The 15,027-nt window shown below is 42.2% G+C and carries 29 protein-coding genes; all 29 read left to right on the top strand.

Annotated elements, in window-relative coordinates; all coding sequences use genetic code 11:
• Window positions 1–48: 48 nt before the first annotated feature.
• The 29 genes from rpsJ to rplQ are packed head-to-tail and all read left to right on the top strand — an operon-like array spanning window position 49 to window position 14,689.
• Entirely contained in the window at window positions 49–360 is a 312-nt protein-coding gene (gene rpsJ / locus G3569_RS17550) for a 30S ribosomal protein S10 (RefSeq protein ID WP_095607732.1), read from the top strand.
• A 19-nt stretch (window positions 361–379) separates the two neighbouring features.
• Entirely contained in the window at window positions 380–1,009 is a 630-nt protein-coding gene (gene rplC, locus G3569_RS17545; RefSeq protein ID WP_165271391.1) for a 50S ribosomal protein L3, read from the top strand.
• Between the two features lie 15 nt (window positions 1,010–1,024).
• Window positions 1,025–1,672: a 50S ribosomal protein L4 gene (gene rplD, locus G3569_RS17540; RefSeq protein WP_165271390.1), complete on the top strand. Its 648-nt coding sequence runs from the start codon at window positions 1,025–1,027 to the stop codon at window positions 1,670–1,672.
• Window positions 1,669–1,959: a 50S ribosomal protein L23 gene (rplW, locus tag G3569_RS17535; protein WP_165271389.1), complete on the top strand. Its 291-nt coding sequence runs from the start codon at window positions 1,669–1,671 to the stop codon at window positions 1,957–1,959. Before rplD ends, rplW begins: the two co-directional genes overlap by 4 nt.
• A gap of 14 nt (window positions 1,960–1,973) precedes the next feature.
• Window positions 1,974–2,813 (top strand): 50S ribosomal protein L2, encoded by an 840-nt coding sequence (gene rplB / locus G3569_RS17530; RefSeq protein WP_165271388.1) that lies wholly within the window; start codon window positions 1,974–1,976, stop codon window positions 2,811–2,813.
• A 6-nt stretch (window positions 2,814–2,819) separates the two neighbouring features.
• Window positions 2,820–3,116, top strand: a complete 297-nt coding sequence (gene rpsS / locus G3569_RS17525; protein WP_165271387.1) for a 30S ribosomal protein S19 — start codon at window positions 2,820–2,822, stop codon at window positions 3,114–3,116.
• A 6-nt stretch (window positions 3,117–3,122) separates the two neighbouring features.
• Window positions 3,123–3,494, top strand: a complete 372-nt coding sequence (gene rplV, locus G3569_RS17520) for a 50S ribosomal protein L22 (RefSeq protein ID WP_165271386.1) — start codon at window positions 3,123–3,125, stop codon at window positions 3,492–3,494.
• An 18-nt stretch (window positions 3,495–3,512) separates the two neighbouring features.
• On the top strand, window positions 3,513–4,253 hold the full coding sequence (rpsC, locus tag G3569_RS17515; protein ID WP_165271385.1) for a 30S ribosomal protein S3: 741 nt from the start codon (window positions 3,513–3,515) through the stop codon (window positions 4,251–4,253).
• A 19-nt stretch (window positions 4,254–4,272) separates the two neighbouring features.
• Entirely contained in the window at window positions 4,273–4,695 is a 423-nt protein-coding gene (rplP, locus tag G3569_RS17510) for a 50S ribosomal protein L16 (RefSeq protein WP_165271384.1), read from the top strand.
• Between the two features lie 23 nt (window positions 4,696–4,718).
• Window positions 4,719–4,925 (top strand): 50S ribosomal protein L29, encoded by a 207-nt coding sequence (gene rpmC, locus G3569_RS17505; protein ID WP_165271383.1) that lies wholly within the window; start codon window positions 4,719–4,721, stop codon window positions 4,923–4,925.
• A gap of 7 nt (window positions 4,926–4,932) precedes the next feature.
• The gene (rpsQ, locus tag G3569_RS17500; protein ID WP_165271382.1) at window positions 4,933–5,196 is read left to right on the top strand and encodes a 30S ribosomal protein S17; all 264 of its coding nucleotides are present in this window, start codon (window positions 4,933–4,935) and stop codon (window positions 5,194–5,196) included.
• A gap of 19 nt (window positions 5,197–5,215) precedes the next feature.
• Window positions 5,216–5,584 carry a 50S ribosomal protein L14 gene (gene rplN, locus G3569_RS17495; protein WP_165271381.1) on the top strand — a complete coding sequence of 123 codons (369 nt, stop codon included), beginning with the start codon at window positions 5,216–5,218 and terminating at the stop codon, window positions 5,582–5,584.
• A 15-nt stretch (window positions 5,585–5,599) separates the two neighbouring features.
• Window positions 5,600–5,953, top strand: coding sequence for a 50S ribosomal protein L24 (gene rplX / locus G3569_RS17490; RefSeq protein WP_165271380.1), 354 nt, complete (start codon window positions 5,600–5,602; stop codon window positions 5,951–5,953).
• Window positions 5,954–5,967: 14 nt separating this feature from the next.
• Window positions 5,968–6,519: a 50S ribosomal protein L5 gene (gene rplE, locus G3569_RS17485; protein ID WP_165271379.1), complete on the top strand. Its 552-nt coding sequence runs from the start codon at window positions 5,968–5,970 to the stop codon at window positions 6,517–6,519.
• Between the two features lie 21 nt (window positions 6,520–6,540).
• Window positions 6,541–6,810, top strand: coding sequence for a 30S ribosomal protein S14 (gene rpsN, locus G3569_RS17480; RefSeq protein WP_138432220.1), 270 nt, complete (start codon window positions 6,541–6,543; stop codon window positions 6,808–6,810).
• Window positions 6,811–6,830: 20 nt separating this feature from the next.
• On the top strand, window positions 6,831–7,223 hold the full coding sequence (gene rpsH, locus G3569_RS17475; RefSeq protein WP_165271378.1) for a 30S ribosomal protein S8: 393 nt from the start codon (window positions 6,831–6,833) through the stop codon (window positions 7,221–7,223).
• Between the two features lie 18 nt (window positions 7,224–7,241).
• Window positions 7,242–7,799, top strand: a complete 558-nt coding sequence (gene rplF / locus G3569_RS17470) for a 50S ribosomal protein L6 (RefSeq protein ID WP_165271377.1) — start codon at window positions 7,242–7,244, stop codon at window positions 7,797–7,799.
• Between the two features lie 15 nt (window positions 7,800–7,814).
• A complete protein-coding gene (gene rplR / locus G3569_RS17465) occupies window positions 7,815–8,183 on the top strand; it encodes a 50S ribosomal protein L18 (RefSeq protein WP_165271376.1) in 369 nt (122 codons plus the stop codon).
• A gap of 11 nt (window positions 8,184–8,194) precedes the next feature.
• Window positions 8,195–8,719: a 30S ribosomal protein S5 gene (rpsE, locus tag G3569_RS17460; protein ID WP_165271375.1), complete on the top strand. Its 525-nt coding sequence runs from the start codon at window positions 8,195–8,197 to the stop codon at window positions 8,717–8,719.
• A 29-nt stretch (window positions 8,720–8,748) separates the two neighbouring features.
• Window positions 8,749–9,207: a 50S ribosomal protein L15 gene (gene rplO, locus G3569_RS17455; protein WP_165271374.1), complete on the top strand. Its 459-nt coding sequence runs from the start codon at window positions 8,749–8,751 to the stop codon at window positions 9,205–9,207.
• 29 nt (window positions 9,208–9,236) lie between these two features.
• Window positions 9,237–10,544: a preprotein translocase subunit SecY gene (gene secY, locus G3569_RS17450; protein WP_165271373.1), complete on the top strand. Its 1,308-nt coding sequence runs from the start codon at window positions 9,237–9,239 to the stop codon at window positions 10,542–10,544.
• The gene (gene map / locus G3569_RS17445) at window positions 10,544–11,350 is read left to right on the top strand and encodes a type I methionyl aminopeptidase (RefSeq protein ID WP_165271372.1); all 807 of its coding nucleotides are present in this window, start codon (window positions 10,544–10,546) and stop codon (window positions 11,348–11,350) included. Before secY ends, map begins: the two co-directional genes overlap by 1 nt.
• A gap of 1 nt (window position 11,351) precedes the next feature.
• Complete coding sequence (gene infA, locus G3569_RS17440; protein WP_020404818.1) at window positions 11,352–11,570, top strand: translation initiation factor IF-1; 219 nt, start codon at window positions 11,352–11,354, stop codon at window positions 11,568–11,570.
• A gap of 26 nt (window positions 11,571–11,596) precedes the next feature.
• Window positions 11,597–11,713 carry a 50S ribosomal protein L36 gene (gene rpmJ, locus G3569_RS17435; protein WP_095607755.1) on the top strand — a complete coding sequence of 39 codons (117 nt, stop codon included), beginning with the start codon at window positions 11,597–11,599 and terminating at the stop codon, window positions 11,711–11,713.
• 18 nt (window positions 11,714–11,731) lie between these two features.
• Window positions 11,732–12,112 (top strand): 30S ribosomal protein S13, encoded by a 381-nt coding sequence (gene rpsM / locus G3569_RS17430; protein WP_165271371.1) that lies wholly within the window; start codon window positions 11,732–11,734, stop codon window positions 12,110–12,112.
• A gap of 19 nt (window positions 12,113–12,131) precedes the next feature.
• Window positions 12,132–12,536, top strand: coding sequence for a 30S ribosomal protein S11 (gene rpsK / locus G3569_RS17425; protein WP_165271370.1), 405 nt, complete (start codon window positions 12,132–12,134; stop codon window positions 12,534–12,536).
• A 26-nt stretch (window positions 12,537–12,562) separates the two neighbouring features.
• A complete protein-coding gene (rpsD, locus tag G3569_RS17420) occupies window positions 12,563–13,168 on the top strand; it encodes a 30S ribosomal protein S4 (protein WP_165271369.1) in 606 nt (201 codons plus the stop codon).
• Window positions 13,169–13,204: 36 nt separating this feature from the next.
• Window positions 13,205–14,185 (top strand): DNA-directed RNA polymerase subunit alpha, encoded by a 981-nt coding sequence (locus tag G3569_RS17415; RefSeq protein ID WP_165271368.1) that lies wholly within the window; start codon window positions 13,205–13,207, stop codon window positions 14,183–14,185.
• Window positions 14,186–14,203: 18 nt separating this feature from the next.
• Window positions 14,204–14,689, top strand: coding sequence for a 50S ribosomal protein L17 (rplQ, locus tag G3569_RS17410; RefSeq protein ID WP_165271367.1), 486 nt, complete (start codon window positions 14,204–14,206; stop codon window positions 14,687–14,689).
• Window positions 14,690–15,027 lie beyond the last annotated feature (338 nt).

The raw sequence follows: 15,027 nt of genomic DNA, 5'->3' as shown, positions 1-15,027 counted from the left end.
AGGCGCTGGTGTTGTAACTGAAATTCAAGATTAAAAAGGTTCTGATAAGTGGCTACTCAACAAAAAATCAGAATTAAACTTAAGTCGTACGATCATAACCTGATCGACAAATCGGCTGAAAAGATAATTCAGACAGTTAAATCGACGGGAGCTGTGGTATCGGGTCCGATACCGCTCCCCACGAAGAAAAACATTATAACGGTTAATCGTTCTGTTCATGTGAACAAAACAGCGCGCGAGCAGTTTGAATACCGATCACACAAGCGTTTGATCGATATTCTTTCAACAGGTTCGCAAACCGTTGATGCATTAATGAAGCTGGAGTTGCCCTCTGGTGTGGACGTAGAAATTAAAGTGTAACATTTTTAATCACTGAACAATGAGTAGTGGTTTAATAGGAAAAAAAGTCGGAATGACGAATGTTTTCGATGACGACGGGCAAAATTTTGCCGTCACAGTCATCGAGGTTGAACCCTGTGTAATAACACAGATTAAAACTGAAGAAGAGAACGGATACGATGCTGTTCAGCTTTCTGCTTTTGACAGGAAAGAGAAGAGCACTCCGAAACCACTTCAGGGTCATTTCGAAAAAGCTGGAACATCACCCAAGAAATATATCAAGGAATTCAGAGATTTTATTCCCGAAGATGCAGAGTTGGGAGATGAACTGAACATAGAAGATGTCTTTAACATCGGTGACAATGTTGATGTCGTTGGCGTTTCTAAAGGTACAGGTTTTACCGGCGTCATGAAGCGACACAACTTTAGAGGTGTCGGCGGAGCAACGCACGGCCAGTATAACCGTGAGCGTCACCCCGGATCTATTGGTCAGGCTTCTGATCCTGCGCGTGTATTCCCAGGAATTAAGATGGCTGGTCGAAGTGGAAATGAACGGACTAAAATCAAGAATTTGACTGTTGCGAGAATTTTCTCCGAGTCTAACTTGATGATGGTTACTGGTTCAATTCCCGGACCTAATGGACGTTTTGTTGAAATTTACAATCGATAGTAAGAACTAACTGAAATGAAGCTTCCGATTTTTACAACTGAAGGAAAGGATAGCGGTAATAAAGCAGAGCTCGCTGATTCCATTTTTGGCATCGAGCCCAATGAAACCGTTATTTATGAAGACGTTCGTCGATATATGGCGAACCAGCGACAAGGAACCTCGAATACTAAAGAACGTGGTCAGGTTCGCGGTGGTGGTCGTAAGGCTTATCGCCAGAAAGGAACCGGTCAGGCGCGTCGTGGATCCATTCGTTCTCCACTCTTGAAAGGTGGTGGAACTGTATTTGGCCCCAGCCCGCGCGATTATTCGTTCCGAATGTCAAAGAAATCTCGAGTATTAGCTCGTAAATCTGCTTTGTCTGCTAAGGTTAATGACGATGCAGTAACGATTATTGATGATTTTACTTTTGAGGCTCCAAAGACAAAAAAGGTAGCTTCAATACTGGAAGGTTTGGAAGTTCAAGATAAGAAAGTTTTGATCTTGACTGCCGAAACTGACAAGGTTGTTTATAAGTCAGCTCGTAACATTCCTAATGTCGAGGTGCTGGAAGCATATAAGCCGACGACATACCAAATATTGGATGCTGAAGTAATTTTAATCCAAGAGTCTGCACTTGAAGTTCTTGAAGGATCTATTGAACCCGCTGAGGAGGCTGTAGCATGAAGGAAGTATTACAAAAACCACTGATTACGGAAAAACTAACGCGACTTCAGGAAGAAGGAAAGTACGCTTTCCAAGTAGATAAATATGCCAGTAAGGCTGATATCAAAAGCGCCATTTTGGAGCGATATCCTGATGTCAAAGTGGGCAAAATCAATACTATGATTATGCCCTCTAAGCCTAAAGGCCGTTTCACTGCAAGCGGTTATGTTGAAGGCAGAAAAAAAGTTTGGAAAAAAGCAATTGTAACTCTCAAAGAAGGCGAAATAGACTTCTTTAGTGAAATTTAGAAATAACTAGTTCAATGGCTACGAAGAAATCAAAACCAACAACACCCGGTTTAAGACACAGAAATGCACCTGTGTTTGATGATGTTACCGTAAGCAAGCCAACAGTTAAGCGGCTTGTAAAAGGTAAGGGACAATCCGGTGGTCGAAATAAACAGGGACGCATGACTTCGCGCCACCGAGGCGGTGGACATAAGCGTCGTTATCGTTTAATCGACTTTAAACGCGACAAGAATGATATCCCTGCAAAAGTACAGACAATAGAGTACGATCCGAACAGATCTGCTCGTATTGCACTGATCGCTTATGCAGACGGAGAAAAACGATATATTATTGCTCCCGATAAGTTGGCAGTTGGTGATACTGTAATTAGCAGTAACTCTGCCATTGAGCCTGACAACGGAAATGCAATGCCCATGAAGCATATGCCTCCGGGTACCTTTATCCATAATATTGAGCTACACCCAGGACAAGGTGCACAATTATGCCGAAGTGCCGGTACTGTTGCTCAGATGGTTGCTAAAACCGACAAGTATGTAACGGTTAAGTTGCCTTCCGGTGAAGTTCGAATGATACTGGGCAGCTGTGTTGCCACCGTCGGTACTACCAGCAATACAGATCACTTTAATACCAAAGCTGGTAAAGCCGGGCGTAATCGCTGGAGAGGTAAACGACCTCAAACACGTGGTGTTGCAATGAACCCAATTGATCACCCAATGGGCGGTGGTGAAGGTAAAGCTTCTGGTGGACACCCTCGATCACCTTGGGGACAATCTTCTAAAGGATTAAAGACAAGAAAACGAAAGAAACTTTCGGACCGATACATCGTTCGAAGTCGAAAAAAGTCTAAAAAGTAATTAGTTATGCCAAGATCGCTTAGAAAAGGACCTTACGTATATTACAAGTTACAACGTAAGATCGATGCAATGAATGAAAGCGGCAAAAAGAACGTGATCAAGACATGGTCTCGTAGCTCCATGGTTACGCCAGACTTTCTTGGGTTAACGTTAGCCGTACATAACGGGAAGCAGTTTATCCCCGTTTTCATTACTGAAGATATGGTTGGTCACAAGTTGGGCGAATTTGCCCCAACACGCACGTTCCGTGGCCATCCCGAGAAGTCAAAATCACGAGAAGCACCGAGAAAACCAGGAATGTAAAGTATTATGGCAGAAGAAAAATTAGAAGCACGAGCAATACAAAAGCATCTTCGCAGATCGGCACGTAAGGTACGTCTTGTGCTGGATTCTGTACGAGGAGATAAGGTACACAAAGCGCTAAAGAAGCTTGAGTTTACACGCAAAGGTGCTGCTCCTGAAGTTGCTAAAGTTATTAAGTCAGCCGCTGCAAATATTCGTGATAAATTTCAGGAAGAGCGGTTAGACAACCAAGACCTTTATATAAAGGAAATTTATGCTGATGAAGGCGCTACGCTAAAACGCATTCAACCCAGAGCTATGGGACGTGCGAATCAGATACGTAAACGTACTTGTCACATCACGGTAGTTGTGGCAAAGAAAGAAGAAGAATTAGTTTAATTAATAAAAGATAATACCTTGGGACAGAAATCACATCCAGTAGGTTTACGACTCGGTATCATTCGCGGTTGGGATTCCAACTGGTATTCCGAAGAGAATGAACCCGAAATACTCTATGAAGACACAAAGTTGCGTGAATATTTGCACACACGTCTTCAGAATGGAGGACTTTCGCGAGTCATAATCGAACGAACACCGAAACGAATACTCCTTACACTGAAAACAAGCCGACCCGGTGTTATTATCGGTAAAGGTGGTGAACAAATTGAACTTCTTCGCGAAGAGCTTAAAGCGATTACAAGTAAAGAAGTTCAAATTAATGTAAGTGAGATTAAACGACCCGAAACGGATGCAAGTCTTGTTGCACAGAATATTGCGCAACAGCTTGAGGCTCGAATTTCATTCCGCCGGGCTATGAAAACAGCGATATCTTCGGCCATGCGAATGGGAGCCGAAGGAATTCGAATTCGTTGTGCCGGTCGTTTGGGCGGCTCAGAAATGGCGCGTACCGAACAGTACCGCGAAGGACGTGTGCCTTTGCATACATTACGTGCCGATATTGATTATTTCTGTGCTACCTCAAACACCATTTATGGATCTATCGGTGTAAAGGTATGGATCTTCAAAGGAGAAATACTCGGTGATATTGAGTTAACTCCCGGAGATGCACATACCCAGAAGAAGGATGATTCCCGAGGAGGACGACGAGGCAAAGGCAAGCGCCGCTCTCGTCGCAGAAGAAGAAATAGAAGTAACTAACACTGTAAATATTTAAATCATGTTAGAACCAAGAAACGTAAGACGCCGACGGCAGCATCGCAGAAGCCTGAAAGGAACGGCTCAGCGAGGACATACCCTGGCTTACGGAGATTTTGGTCTGAAGGCTCTTGAGCCTAAATACATCACCTCTCGACAAATTGAATCATGTCGAATCGCAATTGCACGTCAGTTGCAGCGTGATGGTCAGACGTGGATCCGTATTTTTCCGGATATGCCCAAAACCTCACAACCCGCAGAAACACGAATGGGTAAAGGTAAAGGCGCTGTCGAGGAATATGTGGCAGTTGTAAAACCCGGACGAATTTTGTTCGAAATTGCTGGAGTTCCTGAAGACCTGGCGTGGGATGCAATGCGACGCGCTGATTATAAACTTCCTATTAAAACGAAGTTCATCGTTCGCCGTGATTACGATGGACCTTAATCAAAAAGGTATTTAGAGGAATCATGAAGGCACACGAACTTAGAGAAAAATCTATTGCTGAATTAAAGGCACGTCTCGACGACGAAAAGCAGGCCTTGCAAGATATGAAGTTTAACCGCGCAATTGCCGGTCAGCTTGAAAATCCTGCTCGCGTCTCTATGACACGCAAAGAGATTGCCCGAATTCATACGATCATTACTGAAAAAGAACAAGAAGAAAGTGCTGGATAACTAAACAATGGCACAACCCGAACGAGTACAACGAAGACAACGAACAGGTCGCGTAGTAAGTAACCGCATGGACAAGTCCATCACGGTTGCAGTGGATCGAAAAGTAAAACACGCGATCTATGGTAAATACATAACTAAAACGACCAAGTATATGGCCCATGACGAAGAAAATGAGGCCAACGAGGGTGATGTAGTGCAAATTATGTCCACTCGTCCGCTTTCTAAGCGTAAATCTTGGCGATTAGTTGAAATCATTGAACGAGCAAAATAACGGATATTAGGAATCTGCAATGGTACAAGCACAAACACAATTAAACGTTGCTGACAATAGCGGAGCTCGTCAGCTAAACTGCATTAAAGTTTTGGGCGATTCCAAACGACGATATGCACGCATTGGCGATCTTATTTCTTGCTCAGTAAAAACAGCAATACCCGGTGGAAATGTTAAAAAGGGTGAAGTTGTAAATGCTGTAGTTGTTAGAACAAAAAAAGAAATACGACGCCAGGATGGCAGTTACATCAGATTTGATGAAAATGCTGCGGTTATCATCAACAAAGATAGTGAACCGATAGGTACACGAATTTTTGGACCGGTAGCTCGCGAACTCCGAGAACGAAATTACATGCGTATTGTATCACTAGCGCCAGAAGTGCTTTAAAAACAGAATTTTATTATGCCACGCACAAAAAACAAAAGAAAGAAATTACACGTCAAAAAAGGCGATGAGGTTAAAGTCATCGCTGGAAACGACAAAGGTCGGGAGGGTCGAGTATTAGCAGTATTTCCCGATAAGGAACGCGTATTGGTTGAAGGAATAAATATGCGCGTACACCACGATCAGCCGACCCAGGACAACCCCCAGGGAGGTCGTATCGAACGTGAGGTTTCAATTCATATTTCAAATGTAATGGTGATTGATCCATCTACAGGAGAACCAACACGGATTGGCCGAAAACGCATCGAAGAAGATGGCGGCGGACGTTGGGTTCGTTATGCTAAGACAAGTGGCGAGATCATTGATAAATAAGAATCTATTTTAGAATGGCAGAAGCAAGACTAAATACACAGTATAAAGACGAAATTATTTCTAGCCTCGAAGAACAGTTTGACTATGAAAGTGTCATGGCTGTTCCCAAGCTTGAAAAAATTGTAATCAATTGTGGCGTTGGAGAAGCTGTTGAAAATGAGAAGTTTTTGGATACAGTGGTAGAAAACGTAGCAAAGATTACAGGTCAACGCCCGGTAACAACCAAGGCTAAAAAGTCGATCTCTAATTTTAAGATCAGAGATGGCCAGCCTATTGGATGCAAGGTGACCCTGCGAGGTAAGCAGATGTATGAGTTCCTGGACCGCCTGATTAACTTGGCACTTCCGAGAACTCGTGATTTCCAGGGTGTACCCGACAAAAGTTTTGATGGACGAGGAAATTATACGCTTGGTATTAAAGACCATACGATATTCCCGGAGATCAATACTGATAATGTTGACAATGTGCATGGTCTTGATGTAACATTTGTGACTAATGCTGAGACGGATGAAGAAGCATATGCCTTGCTAAAAGGATTTGGAATGCCATTTCAGAAACGAAATTAAATTATACAAGCATAACACATTATGGCAAAAACAGCTTGGATAGCACGTAACGAAAAAAGAAAACGAACGGTAAAGAAGTATGCCGAAAAGCGTAAAAAGCTTAAGGAAGAAGGCAAGTGGGTAGAGCTGCAAAAGCTTCCTCGCGATGCCAGTCCTACGCGCGTCAACAATCGCTGTAACTTAACAGGACGTTGCCGTGGCTATATTCGCAAATACGGTATCTCTCGAATTAAATTTCGTGAACTTGCTCTTGACGGGAAGATTCCCGGAGTACGAAAAGCAAGTTGGTAACATTTTAACGAAGAACTTTTATGTTTGATCCAATTTCAGATTATTTGACAAGAATACGTAACGCTCAGCGGGCGGGACATCGACGAGTCGATATTCCTGCTTCTAAGCTTAAGCGTGCGATGACTAAAATCCTGTTGGATAAGGGATACATTAACAAGTTTATCAATATTGATGACGGTAAACAGGGAATGCTTCGTTTATTCCTGAAATACGATGCGTATGGTCATCCGGTTATCAAAAAGATGAAACGACGCTCAAAACCCGGCCTTCGAGAATATTGTGGATCCGATGAAATTCCACGTGCTCTCAATGGTCTTGGAATTGTCATTCTCTCGACTTCTCGAGGAGTAATGACGGATAAAGAAGCCCGCAAGGTTAAAGTGGGTGGCGAAGTCTTATGCACTGTTTATTAAAAATAAGGTAATAGAATTATGTCACGTATCGGAAATCAACCGATTGAATTAAAAGATGATGTTGAATTCAGTATTGATGCTGATAACGTCGTTACGATTAAAGGTGAAAAAGGTAGCGATACGCTGCAAATTCACGAAGGTATCAATATTGAGAAAAAAGATGATGAGCTGATTGTAAATCGTAGCTCTGATGCTAAATTCGATCGCTCTTTGCATGGCCTGTACCGGTCACTTATAAGTAATATTGTAACCGGTGTATCAGAAGGCTATAAGAAAGAGCTCGAATTACGAGGGGTTGGATATCGTGCATCATTAAGTAATGGTGTACTTGAGCTAACGCTTGGTTTCTCTCATCCCATCTATTTTGTAGCACCTGATGGCGTTGATATTGAAGTGGAAACGAAGGGTCGTAATAACCCCACAATAATCGTTACAGGTATTAACAAGGAATTAGTTGGACAGGTTTCTGCTAAAATTCGCTCGCTTCGTCCACCGGAGCCTTACAAAGGTAAGGGTATCCGCTACGTTGATGAGTGGGTTCGTAGAAAAGCAGGTAAATCAGCCGCGAAAGCTTAATAGGATTTATTTACGATGGATAAGAATATTCAGAAAAAAGAACGTCGAGATAGGATACGCCGCAGAATCCGTGCAACCGTACGCGGAACTGGTGATCGACCTCGGTTGAGTGTCTACAAAAGCAACAAGCATGTATATGCGCAACTGGTAGATGATTTGATGGGGAAAACGCTTGTAGCTGCTTCCAGTCAATCAGAAGAAGTTGCTGATGATGTTGCTGATAAAACCAAGCAAGAAGCAGCAGAAGTTGTTGGAAAACACTTGGCTGAACTTGCTGATGAAAAAGGAATTAATAAAGCCGTTTTCGATCGAAGTGGTTATAAATATCACGGCGTAATCAAAGCACTGGCCGACGGTGCTCGCGAAGGTGGATTAGACTTTTAAAAAGAATTATTATGCCTAAAATAAGAAGAAGACATAACATAGCACCTAAGAATCTGAACCTTGAAGAGAAACTGGTTCACATTAACCGGGTTTCTAAGGTTGTTAAAGGTGGTCGTCGATTTAGCTTTAATGCTATTGTAGTAGTTGGTAATAAAGATGGTGTCGTAGGGCACGGTCTTGGTAAAGCCAATGAAGTCTCCGACGCTATCCAAAAAGGATTTGACAATGCGAAGAAGAACTTGATTAAAGTTCCGATGACCAAAACCGGAAGTATCTATCATACCATTACCGGAAAAGAGGGAGCTGGCGAAGTACTATTACGCCCGGCCTCTGAAGGTACTGGAGTAATTGCTGGTGGACCGGTGAAAGCGCTATTGGATATTGCTGGACTTCAAAACATTTTGACGAAGTCTGTCGGATCTTCCAATCCGCATAATATGGTGAAGGCAACATATAACGGGCTTAAGAATCTTACAGACCCGCTTGAAGTTGCTGAACGACGAGGAGTTTCGTTGAACAAAGTATTTGAAGGATAACAGTTTTAAAGAACGCAAGGGATAACACGATGGATTTAAGTAATTTAAATGCCCCGGAACCAAATAAGAAAAAGGCCAAGCGTATTGGTCGTGGACAAGGTTCGGGTAGAGGAGGCCACACTGTTGGGAAGGGCCATAACGGTCAACGATCTCGTAGTGGTTTCAAAGAAAAATTCTGGTTCGAAGGTGGACAGATGCCGCTTCAACGACGTATTCCTAAGTGGGGATTTAACAATATCTTCCGCACAGAATATGTAGCTGTTAACACTGGAACAATTCAGTTATTTATTGAACATGACAAGCTGGGTGAGACTATCACTCTTGATGATCTCAGAGACGCTGGATTAGCTGGTAAAGGAGATCTCGTAAAGCTTCTTGGTGATGGCGAAATTGAAGCTGCCATCGATATTGAAGTACATAATGCGAGTAAATCAGCCCAGGAAAAAGTGGAAGACGCAGGCGGAAGCATTACATTTGTTGAGAATTAAGATTAATTAAACACTGAGCCACCTTCTAAATGAGTTTAGTAGAAAACTTTCGAAACATATTTAAGATAGAAGAGCTGAAGAATCGCATCTTCTACGTTATCGGGATTTTAATGGTATACCGTATTGGAAGTTATGTTACACTTCCGGGCGTAGATGCAACTCAGCTGGTCCAACAAACAGGAAATGCTTCCAGCTTGTTGGGGCTGTTCGATATGTTTGTAGGTGGTGCTTTTTCTCGTGCTGGTGTATTTGCACTGGGAATTATGCCCTATATTACTGCTGCTATTATAATTCAGCTGATGGGCGCGGTTGTACCGTATTTCCAGAAACTACAGCGAGAAGGGGAAGACGGACGACGAAAAATTAATCGTCTAACCCGTTATGGAACAATAGGGATCACCCTTATTCAGTCAATTGGTTTTGCAATCAATTTAATGGCAACGTCGCCCAACGCCATTGTTGTGGGCAATGTTACATTTGTTCTTACTTCGATGATTGTACTTACGGCTGGTACAGCATTTGTAATGTGGTTGGGTGAGCGAATCACCGATCGCGGTATTGGAAATGGTATTTCAATCATAATTATGATTGGTATTATAGCCCGGCTACCGGCAAGTTTAATTAACGAAGTTACGACCAAGGGTAATGCGATTATCGTTATTGTCGAAATTGCTGCTCTGATCTTGGTAATTGCAGCTTCTGTATTACTAACCCAGGGCGTTCGCAAGATTCCGGTCCAATATGCCAAGCGCGTTGTAGGCAGAAAAGTTTATGGTGGAACCACACAGTACTTGCCGATTCGAGTGAATGCTGCCGGTGTAATGCCGATTATTTTTGCACAGTCAATTATGTTTATTCCAAGCACTATTGGTACGTTCTTTCCGAACAACCAAACGGTGCAGATGTTAACTTCCTGGTCTAGTGATTTTACAGGAATTACATATTCCATTATCTTTGGAATTATTGTAGTGTTCTTTACGTACTTTTATACCGCTATTACCGTAAATCCACGCGAAATGGCAGACACGATGAAACGACAAGGTGGATTTATCCCTGGTGTTCGACCTGGTAATAAAACGGTAGAGTTTATTGATAATATCTTGACAAAGGTGACACTACCCGGATCAATCTTTTTGGCAATAATTGCCATCATGCCTGCTATTGCAGCACGGATGGGAGTAACCCCGGGTTTTGCCCTTTTCTATGGTGGAACAAGTCTCCTTATTATTGTAGGGGTTGCACTGGATACACTCCAGCAAATTGAAAGCCACTTGATGATGCGTCATTACGATGGCTTTATGAAGACGGGTAAAATGAAGGGTCGTCGTAGAGCGTAATGATTTATTTGAAAAGCGAGTCAGAAATCGAGAAAATGCGCGAAAGTGCGCAAATAGTTTCTCGGACATTGGCCAAAGTTGCAGAATTTATTGAACCGGGTGTTACAACCGGAAAGCTTGACAGAGTAGCAGAAGAATATATAGAAGAAAATAATGGGCGTCCCGCTTTTAAAGGGTATGGGCCCAAACAAAATCCGTTTCCGGGAACATTGTGTATCTCAATTAATGAAGAGGTTGTTCACGGAATCCCCAGTGATAAACGGAAACTAAAAGAAGGTGATATCGTTTCTATTGATTGTGGGGTCGAAAAGAACGGCTATTTCGGAGATCATGCATACACATTTGCTGTTGGTGAATGTGATGATGAAAAGATTCGACTGCTTCGAACTACGCTAGAATCTTTGAATAAAGGAATTGAACAAGCAGTGCATGGCAATAAGGTTGGAGATATTTCCAACGCAATACAAATGCACTGCGAGGAAAAAGGTTTTGGCGTAGTCCGAGATTTAGTCGGACATGGTCTTGGAAAGTCGCTCCATGAAGATCCGTCTGTACCCAATTTCGGGAGGGCCGGGCGAGGAGAACGACTGCGATCCGGAATGACATTGGCTATCGAACCAATGATCACATTAGGATCTTTTAAAGTAAGTACCTTAGACGACGGTTGGACCGTGGTTACGGCTGATAAATCAATTTCAGCCCACTATGAACACGATGTAGTTATTCGCGAAGGAAAAGCTGAAGTTTTAAGTACTTTTGATTATATTAGAGAGATCACGGAAAGTCGAATAAACGCAAAGATTTAAGATGGCTAAACAGGAGCCAATTAAGCAGGATGGCGAAATTATTGAAGCACTACCTAATGCTCAATTTCGCGTAGAGTTAGATAATGGGCACGAGATATTAGCCCATGTCTCAGGAAAGATGAGAATGTACTATATCAAAATTCTCCCTGGCGACCGAGTTGCCGTGGAGATGTCTCCTTACGATTTGAGTAAGGGACGTATTACGTATCGTTATAAGTAAATTTTAAATAAAAACGATTTAGTATTATGAAGACTCGATCTTCAGTAAAAAAACGAAGTGAAGACGACAAGATTGTTCGACGCAATGGTCGTGTATATGTAATTAACAAAAAGAATCCTCGTCACAAGCAACGACAAGGATAATAAATCTGTATAGTTTTTATGGCTAGAATTGCTGGAATAGACTTACCGAAAGACAAACGTGGCGTAATAGGTCTGACTTATGTTTATGGCATCGGTCGATCTACTGCTCAGAAAATTCTTGATGATCTTGATATAGATCACAGTACCAAAGTAAAAGATTGGACTGATGACCAAGTATCTGAGCTACGCCAGAAAATAGATAGTGAATATACGGTTGAAGGGGCTCTTCGCAGTGAAGTAAATGCGAATATCCGCCGCCTTATCGAGATTGGCTCTTACCGAGGTACCCGACACAGAAAAGGGTTACCCGTTCGTGGTCAAAATACTCAAACCAATGCCAGAACCCGTAAAGGCAAGCGCCGCACGGTGGCAGGTAAGAAGACAGCTCCCAGAAAATAACAATAGTTGAGACGATTCAATGGCAAAAAGACAACGAAAATCGGCAAAAAAGAAGAAACGACGACGAAAGCAGCTTTCAGATCCCAATGGGATGGTTTTCATCAAAGCTACCTTTAACAACGTCCTTGTTACGGTAACGGATGCTGACGGAAATGCTATTTCATGGTCATCAGCCGGAAAAGAAGGATTTAAAGGCTCACGAAAGAATACACCTTATGCAGCTCAGCTTAGTGCTGAGACCGCTGCTACGGCTGCACATGAAATGGGACTGCGCCGGGTAGAAGTATTTGTGAAAGGGCCCGGTTCAGGACGAGAAGCTGCTGTTCGAGCTTTAGCTTCCAGTGGATTGGAAGTAACAGCTATTAAAGATCGTACTCCCATTCCACACAATGGTTGTAGACCACCCAAACGACGAAGAGTATAACGCAGAATTTTTTATAGTAAGTAATTATGGCACGATATAGAGGTCCAAAGCAAAAAAAAGCAAGACGTTTTCGAGAACCCATCTTTGGTCCCAGCAAAGCGCTGGAACGAAAGCCTTATGGGCCCGGGCAACATGGACGTTCCCGGTACTCACGAAAATCTGAATATGCTATTCAGCTTGAAGAAAAGCAGAAAGCAAAATACACCTATGGCTTGTTGGAAAAGCAATTTTCTAACCTCTTTGATAAAGCCAATGCCAAAGATGGTGTTACCGGTGTAATATTGCTGCAATACCTGGAGAGTAGACTTGATAATACAGTCTATCGTCTTGGCTTTGCCAGAACTCGTCGTCAAGCACGTCAGTTGGTTAGTCATAAGCATATTGTCGTAAATGGGGAGGTAGTTAATATTCCTTCTTACCATCTGCGTCCTGGTGATGTTGTAAGTGTACGACCAAAGTCCAAAACCTTGGAAGTTATTAATGAGTCATTGCAACACGCACCATCAAGCAAGTACAAGTGGCTTGAAATTGATAAGAAACAGATGAAGGGCAAGTTTTTGAATGTGCCTGAAATGGAAGAGATTCCAGAAAATATCAATGTGCAGCTTATTGTTGAGCTTTACTCCAAGTAATTAACAAAATTCATTTAGCCTAATACCGCTTTTATTATGAGCAATTATAGCATTCAAATGCCTGAACCTCTCGAGGTTGAAGAAGCTACTGATACGTTTGGTACATTTATTTTGCAACCTCTTGAAAGAGGTTTCGGAGTAACAATCGGTAACTCTTTTCGCAGAATCCTGTTGTCATCACTTCCGGGAATAGCAATCAACGCCCTTAAAATCAATGGTGTTGAGCACGAATATTCCAGTATTCAAGGGGTGAAAGAGGATGTATATGAAATTATCCTGAACCTCAAAGAGGTGCGTTTTAAGCAGGTAGAGCAAAGTAGTGGTGTTATCCACGTTTCTATTTCTGGCGAAGGTACATTTACTGCCGAAGATATTGATGAGGCTACGGCAGATTATGATGTATTAAACCCAGAAACGGTTATTGCTACAATGTCGGAGGATGCAGATATTGAAATGGAACTTCGTGTCGGTAGAGGCCGAGGCTATGTACCTGCAGAAGAACAAAGTGTGGATACAGAGGATGATGTAAACCTGATTCCTATTGATGCTATATATACACCGATTAAGCAGGTGAAATTTGATGTTGAAAATGTTCGTGTTGGTCAACGTACCGACTACGAAAAGTTGGTGATGGATATTACTACCGATGGATCGGTAAATTCAAAAGAAGCACTTACCATTGCCGGTAAAATATTGAAAGAACATACTGAGAAGTTCATCACTGAAGAAATTGATGAACCATTTACACAAGAAGAAGAGGAGGTTGATGCAGAACGTCAACGTATTATAAACCTCCTGAAGACTAGTATTGAAGATCTGAACCTGAGTGTTCGGTCTTACAACTGCCTTAAGTCTGCTAATATCAATACTATTGGTGAATTGGTATCGCGAGATGAGCAGGATCTGTTGAAATTCCGTAATTTCGGAAAGAAATCGTTAGCCGAATTGGTTGAAGTTATTGAAGGAAAAGATCTTCACTTCGGCATGGACGTTACTAAGTATTTGGATAAATCATAAAGGACTTATAGAAAGCAAATGCGTCATTTAAAGAAAGGAAATAAATTAGGTCGTACGCCTTCACATCGTAAAGCGACATTAGCTTCGCTTTCGATAGCTCTTATTAAAGAGCATAGGATCGTTACGACGTTACCAAAAGCAAAAGAGCTTCGTACATTTGTAGAGCCTTTAATAACAAAGGCCAAGACTGATACCTCGCATAAACGGCGACAGGTATTTTCAAAACTAAATGATAAACAAGCAGTTAGCCACCTTTTTGATGAGGTAGCCCAAAAGGCGATGGATCGCCCCGGTGGTTATACTCGTGTGGTTAAACTTGGTTATCGATCTGGCGATGACGCACAGATGGCTGTTGTGGAGCTTGTAGATTACAATGACATCAAGCCAAAGGACAGCAAGAAGAAGAAGCGTACACGTCGAGCTGGTAAGTCTAAGAAAACTACGGGCACCAGCGAGGCAGCTGAATCTGCTAGTAGTCAAACCTCAGCATCAGAAGAAGAATAAACTTCTTCTATTATAACTTCCATTTAATGGATATTTTTAGATAATACTCTCTTAACGGAGGAATCTGAAATATTCTATTATTTAATTTGGAAGTGTCGATCAAAGTGGCTATCCTTGCATCGCTTCGGAACTGGAGTTAACGAATTGTTAAACAGGACCGAGCGCTGCTCGCGGAAGCATTTGGACAGTTGAATATGCTGCTAGTTAGTGCTCAGCATTAGAAGAATAAATTTCTTCTATTATAACTTCCATTTGATGTCTATTTTTAGATTATGTTGTTTCAACAAAGAAGTTTTAAATAATCTAAAATTAAATTTGGAAGTGTCGCTCAGAGTGGT

This window comes from Fodinibius halophilus (genome assembly GCF_011059105.1).
GTDB classification, from domain to species: domain Bacteria; phylum Bacteroidota; class Rhodothermia; order Balneolales; family Balneolaceae; genus Fodinibius; species Fodinibius halophilus.
The sequence above is the reverse complement of the archived record's forward strand: the minus strand, read 5'-3'. Positions and strand labels throughout refer to the sequence as shown.

Excerpts from the sequence above, each read along its gene's own strand:
- rplP (WP_165271384.1), top strand. The coding sequence starts at position 4,273 with ATGTTAGAACCAAGAAACGTAAGACGCCGACGGCAGCATCGCAGAAGC.
- secY (WP_165271373.1), top strand. The coding sequence starts at position 9,237 with ATGAGTTTAGTAGAAAACTTTCGAAACATATTTAAGATAGAAGAGCTG.
- rpsD (WP_165271369.1), top strand. The coding sequence starts at position 12,563 with ATGGCACGATATAGAGGTCCAAAGCAAAAAAAAGCAAGACGTTTTCGA.
- rplO (WP_165271374.1), top strand. The coding sequence starts at position 8,749 with ATGGATTTAAGTAATTTAAATGCCCCGGAACCAAATAAGAAAAAGGCC.
- rplX (WP_165271380.1), top strand. The coding sequence starts at position 5,600 with ATGCCACGCACAAAAAACAAAAGAAAGAAATTACACGTCAAAAAAGGC.
- rpsM (WP_165271371.1), top strand. The coding sequence starts at position 11,732 with ATGGCTAGAATTGCTGGAATAGACTTACCGAAAGACAAACGTGGCGTA.
- rplC (WP_165271391.1), top strand. The coding sequence starts at position 380 with ATGAGTAGTGGTTTAATAGGAAAAAAAGTCGGAATGACGAATGTTTTC.
- rplR (WP_165271376.1), top strand. The coding sequence starts at position 7,815 with ATGGATAAGAATATTCAGAAAAAAGAACGTCGAGATAGGATACGCCGC.
- rpsQ (WP_165271382.1), top strand. The coding sequence starts at position 4,933 with ATGGCACAACCCGAACGAGTACAACGAAGACAACGAACAGGTCGCGTA.
- rplV (WP_165271386.1), top strand. The coding sequence starts at position 3,123 with ATGGCAGAAGAAAAATTAGAAGCACGAGCAATACAAAAGCATCTTCGC.
- rpsN (WP_138432220.1), top strand. The coding sequence starts at position 6,541 with ATGGCAAAAACAGCTTGGATAGCACGTAACGAAAAAAGAAAACGAACG.
- rpsK (WP_165271370.1), top strand. The coding sequence starts at position 12,132 with ATGGCAAAAAGACAACGAAAATCGGCAAAAAAGAAGAAACGACGACGA.
- rplE (WP_165271379.1), top strand. The coding sequence starts at position 5,968 with ATGGCAGAAGCAAGACTAAATACACAGTATAAAGACGAAATTATTTCT.
- rpmJ (WP_095607755.1), top strand. The coding sequence starts at position 11,597 with ATGAAGACTCGATCTTCAGTAAAAAAACGAAGTGAAGACGACAAGATT.
- G3569_RS17415 (WP_165271368.1), top strand. The coding sequence starts at position 13,205 with ATGAGCAATTATAGCATTCAAATGCCTGAACCTCTCGAGGTTGAAGAA.
- rpsE (WP_165271375.1), top strand. The coding sequence starts at position 8,195 with ATGCCTAAAATAAGAAGAAGACATAACATAGCACCTAAGAATCTGAAC.
- rplQ (WP_165271367.1), top strand. The coding sequence starts at position 14,204 with ATGCGTCATTTAAAGAAAGGAAATAAATTAGGTCGTACGCCTTCACAT.
- rplD (WP_165271390.1), top strand. The coding sequence starts at position 1,025 with ATGAAGCTTCCGATTTTTACAACTGAAGGAAAGGATAGCGGTAATAAA.
- rpmC (WP_165271383.1), top strand. The coding sequence starts at position 4,719 with ATGAAGGCACACGAACTTAGAGAAAAATCTATTGCTGAATTAAAGGCA.
- rpsH (WP_165271378.1), top strand. The coding sequence starts at position 6,831 with ATGTTTGATCCAATTTCAGATTATTTGACAAGAATACGTAACGCTCAG.
- rplW (WP_165271389.1), top strand. The coding sequence starts at position 1,669 with ATGAAGGAAGTATTACAAAAACCACTGATTACGGAAAAACTAACGCGA.
- rplB (WP_165271388.1), top strand. The coding sequence starts at position 1,974 with ATGGCTACGAAGAAATCAAAACCAACAACACCCGGTTTAAGACACAGA.
- rplF (WP_165271377.1), top strand. The coding sequence starts at position 7,242 with ATGTCACGTATCGGAAATCAACCGATTGAATTAAAAGATGATGTTGAA.
- infA (WP_020404818.1), top strand. The coding sequence starts at position 11,352 with ATGGCTAAACAGGAGCCAATTAAGCAGGATGGCGAAATTATTGAAGCA.
- rplN (WP_165271381.1), top strand. The coding sequence starts at position 5,216 with ATGGTACAAGCACAAACACAATTAAACGTTGCTGACAATAGCGGAGCT.
- rpsS (WP_165271387.1), top strand. The coding sequence starts at position 2,820 with ATGCCAAGATCGCTTAGAAAAGGACCTTACGTATATTACAAGTTACAA.
- map (WP_165271372.1), top strand. The coding sequence starts at position 10,544 with ATGATTTATTTGAAAAGCGAGTCAGAAATCGAGAAAATGCGCGAAAGT.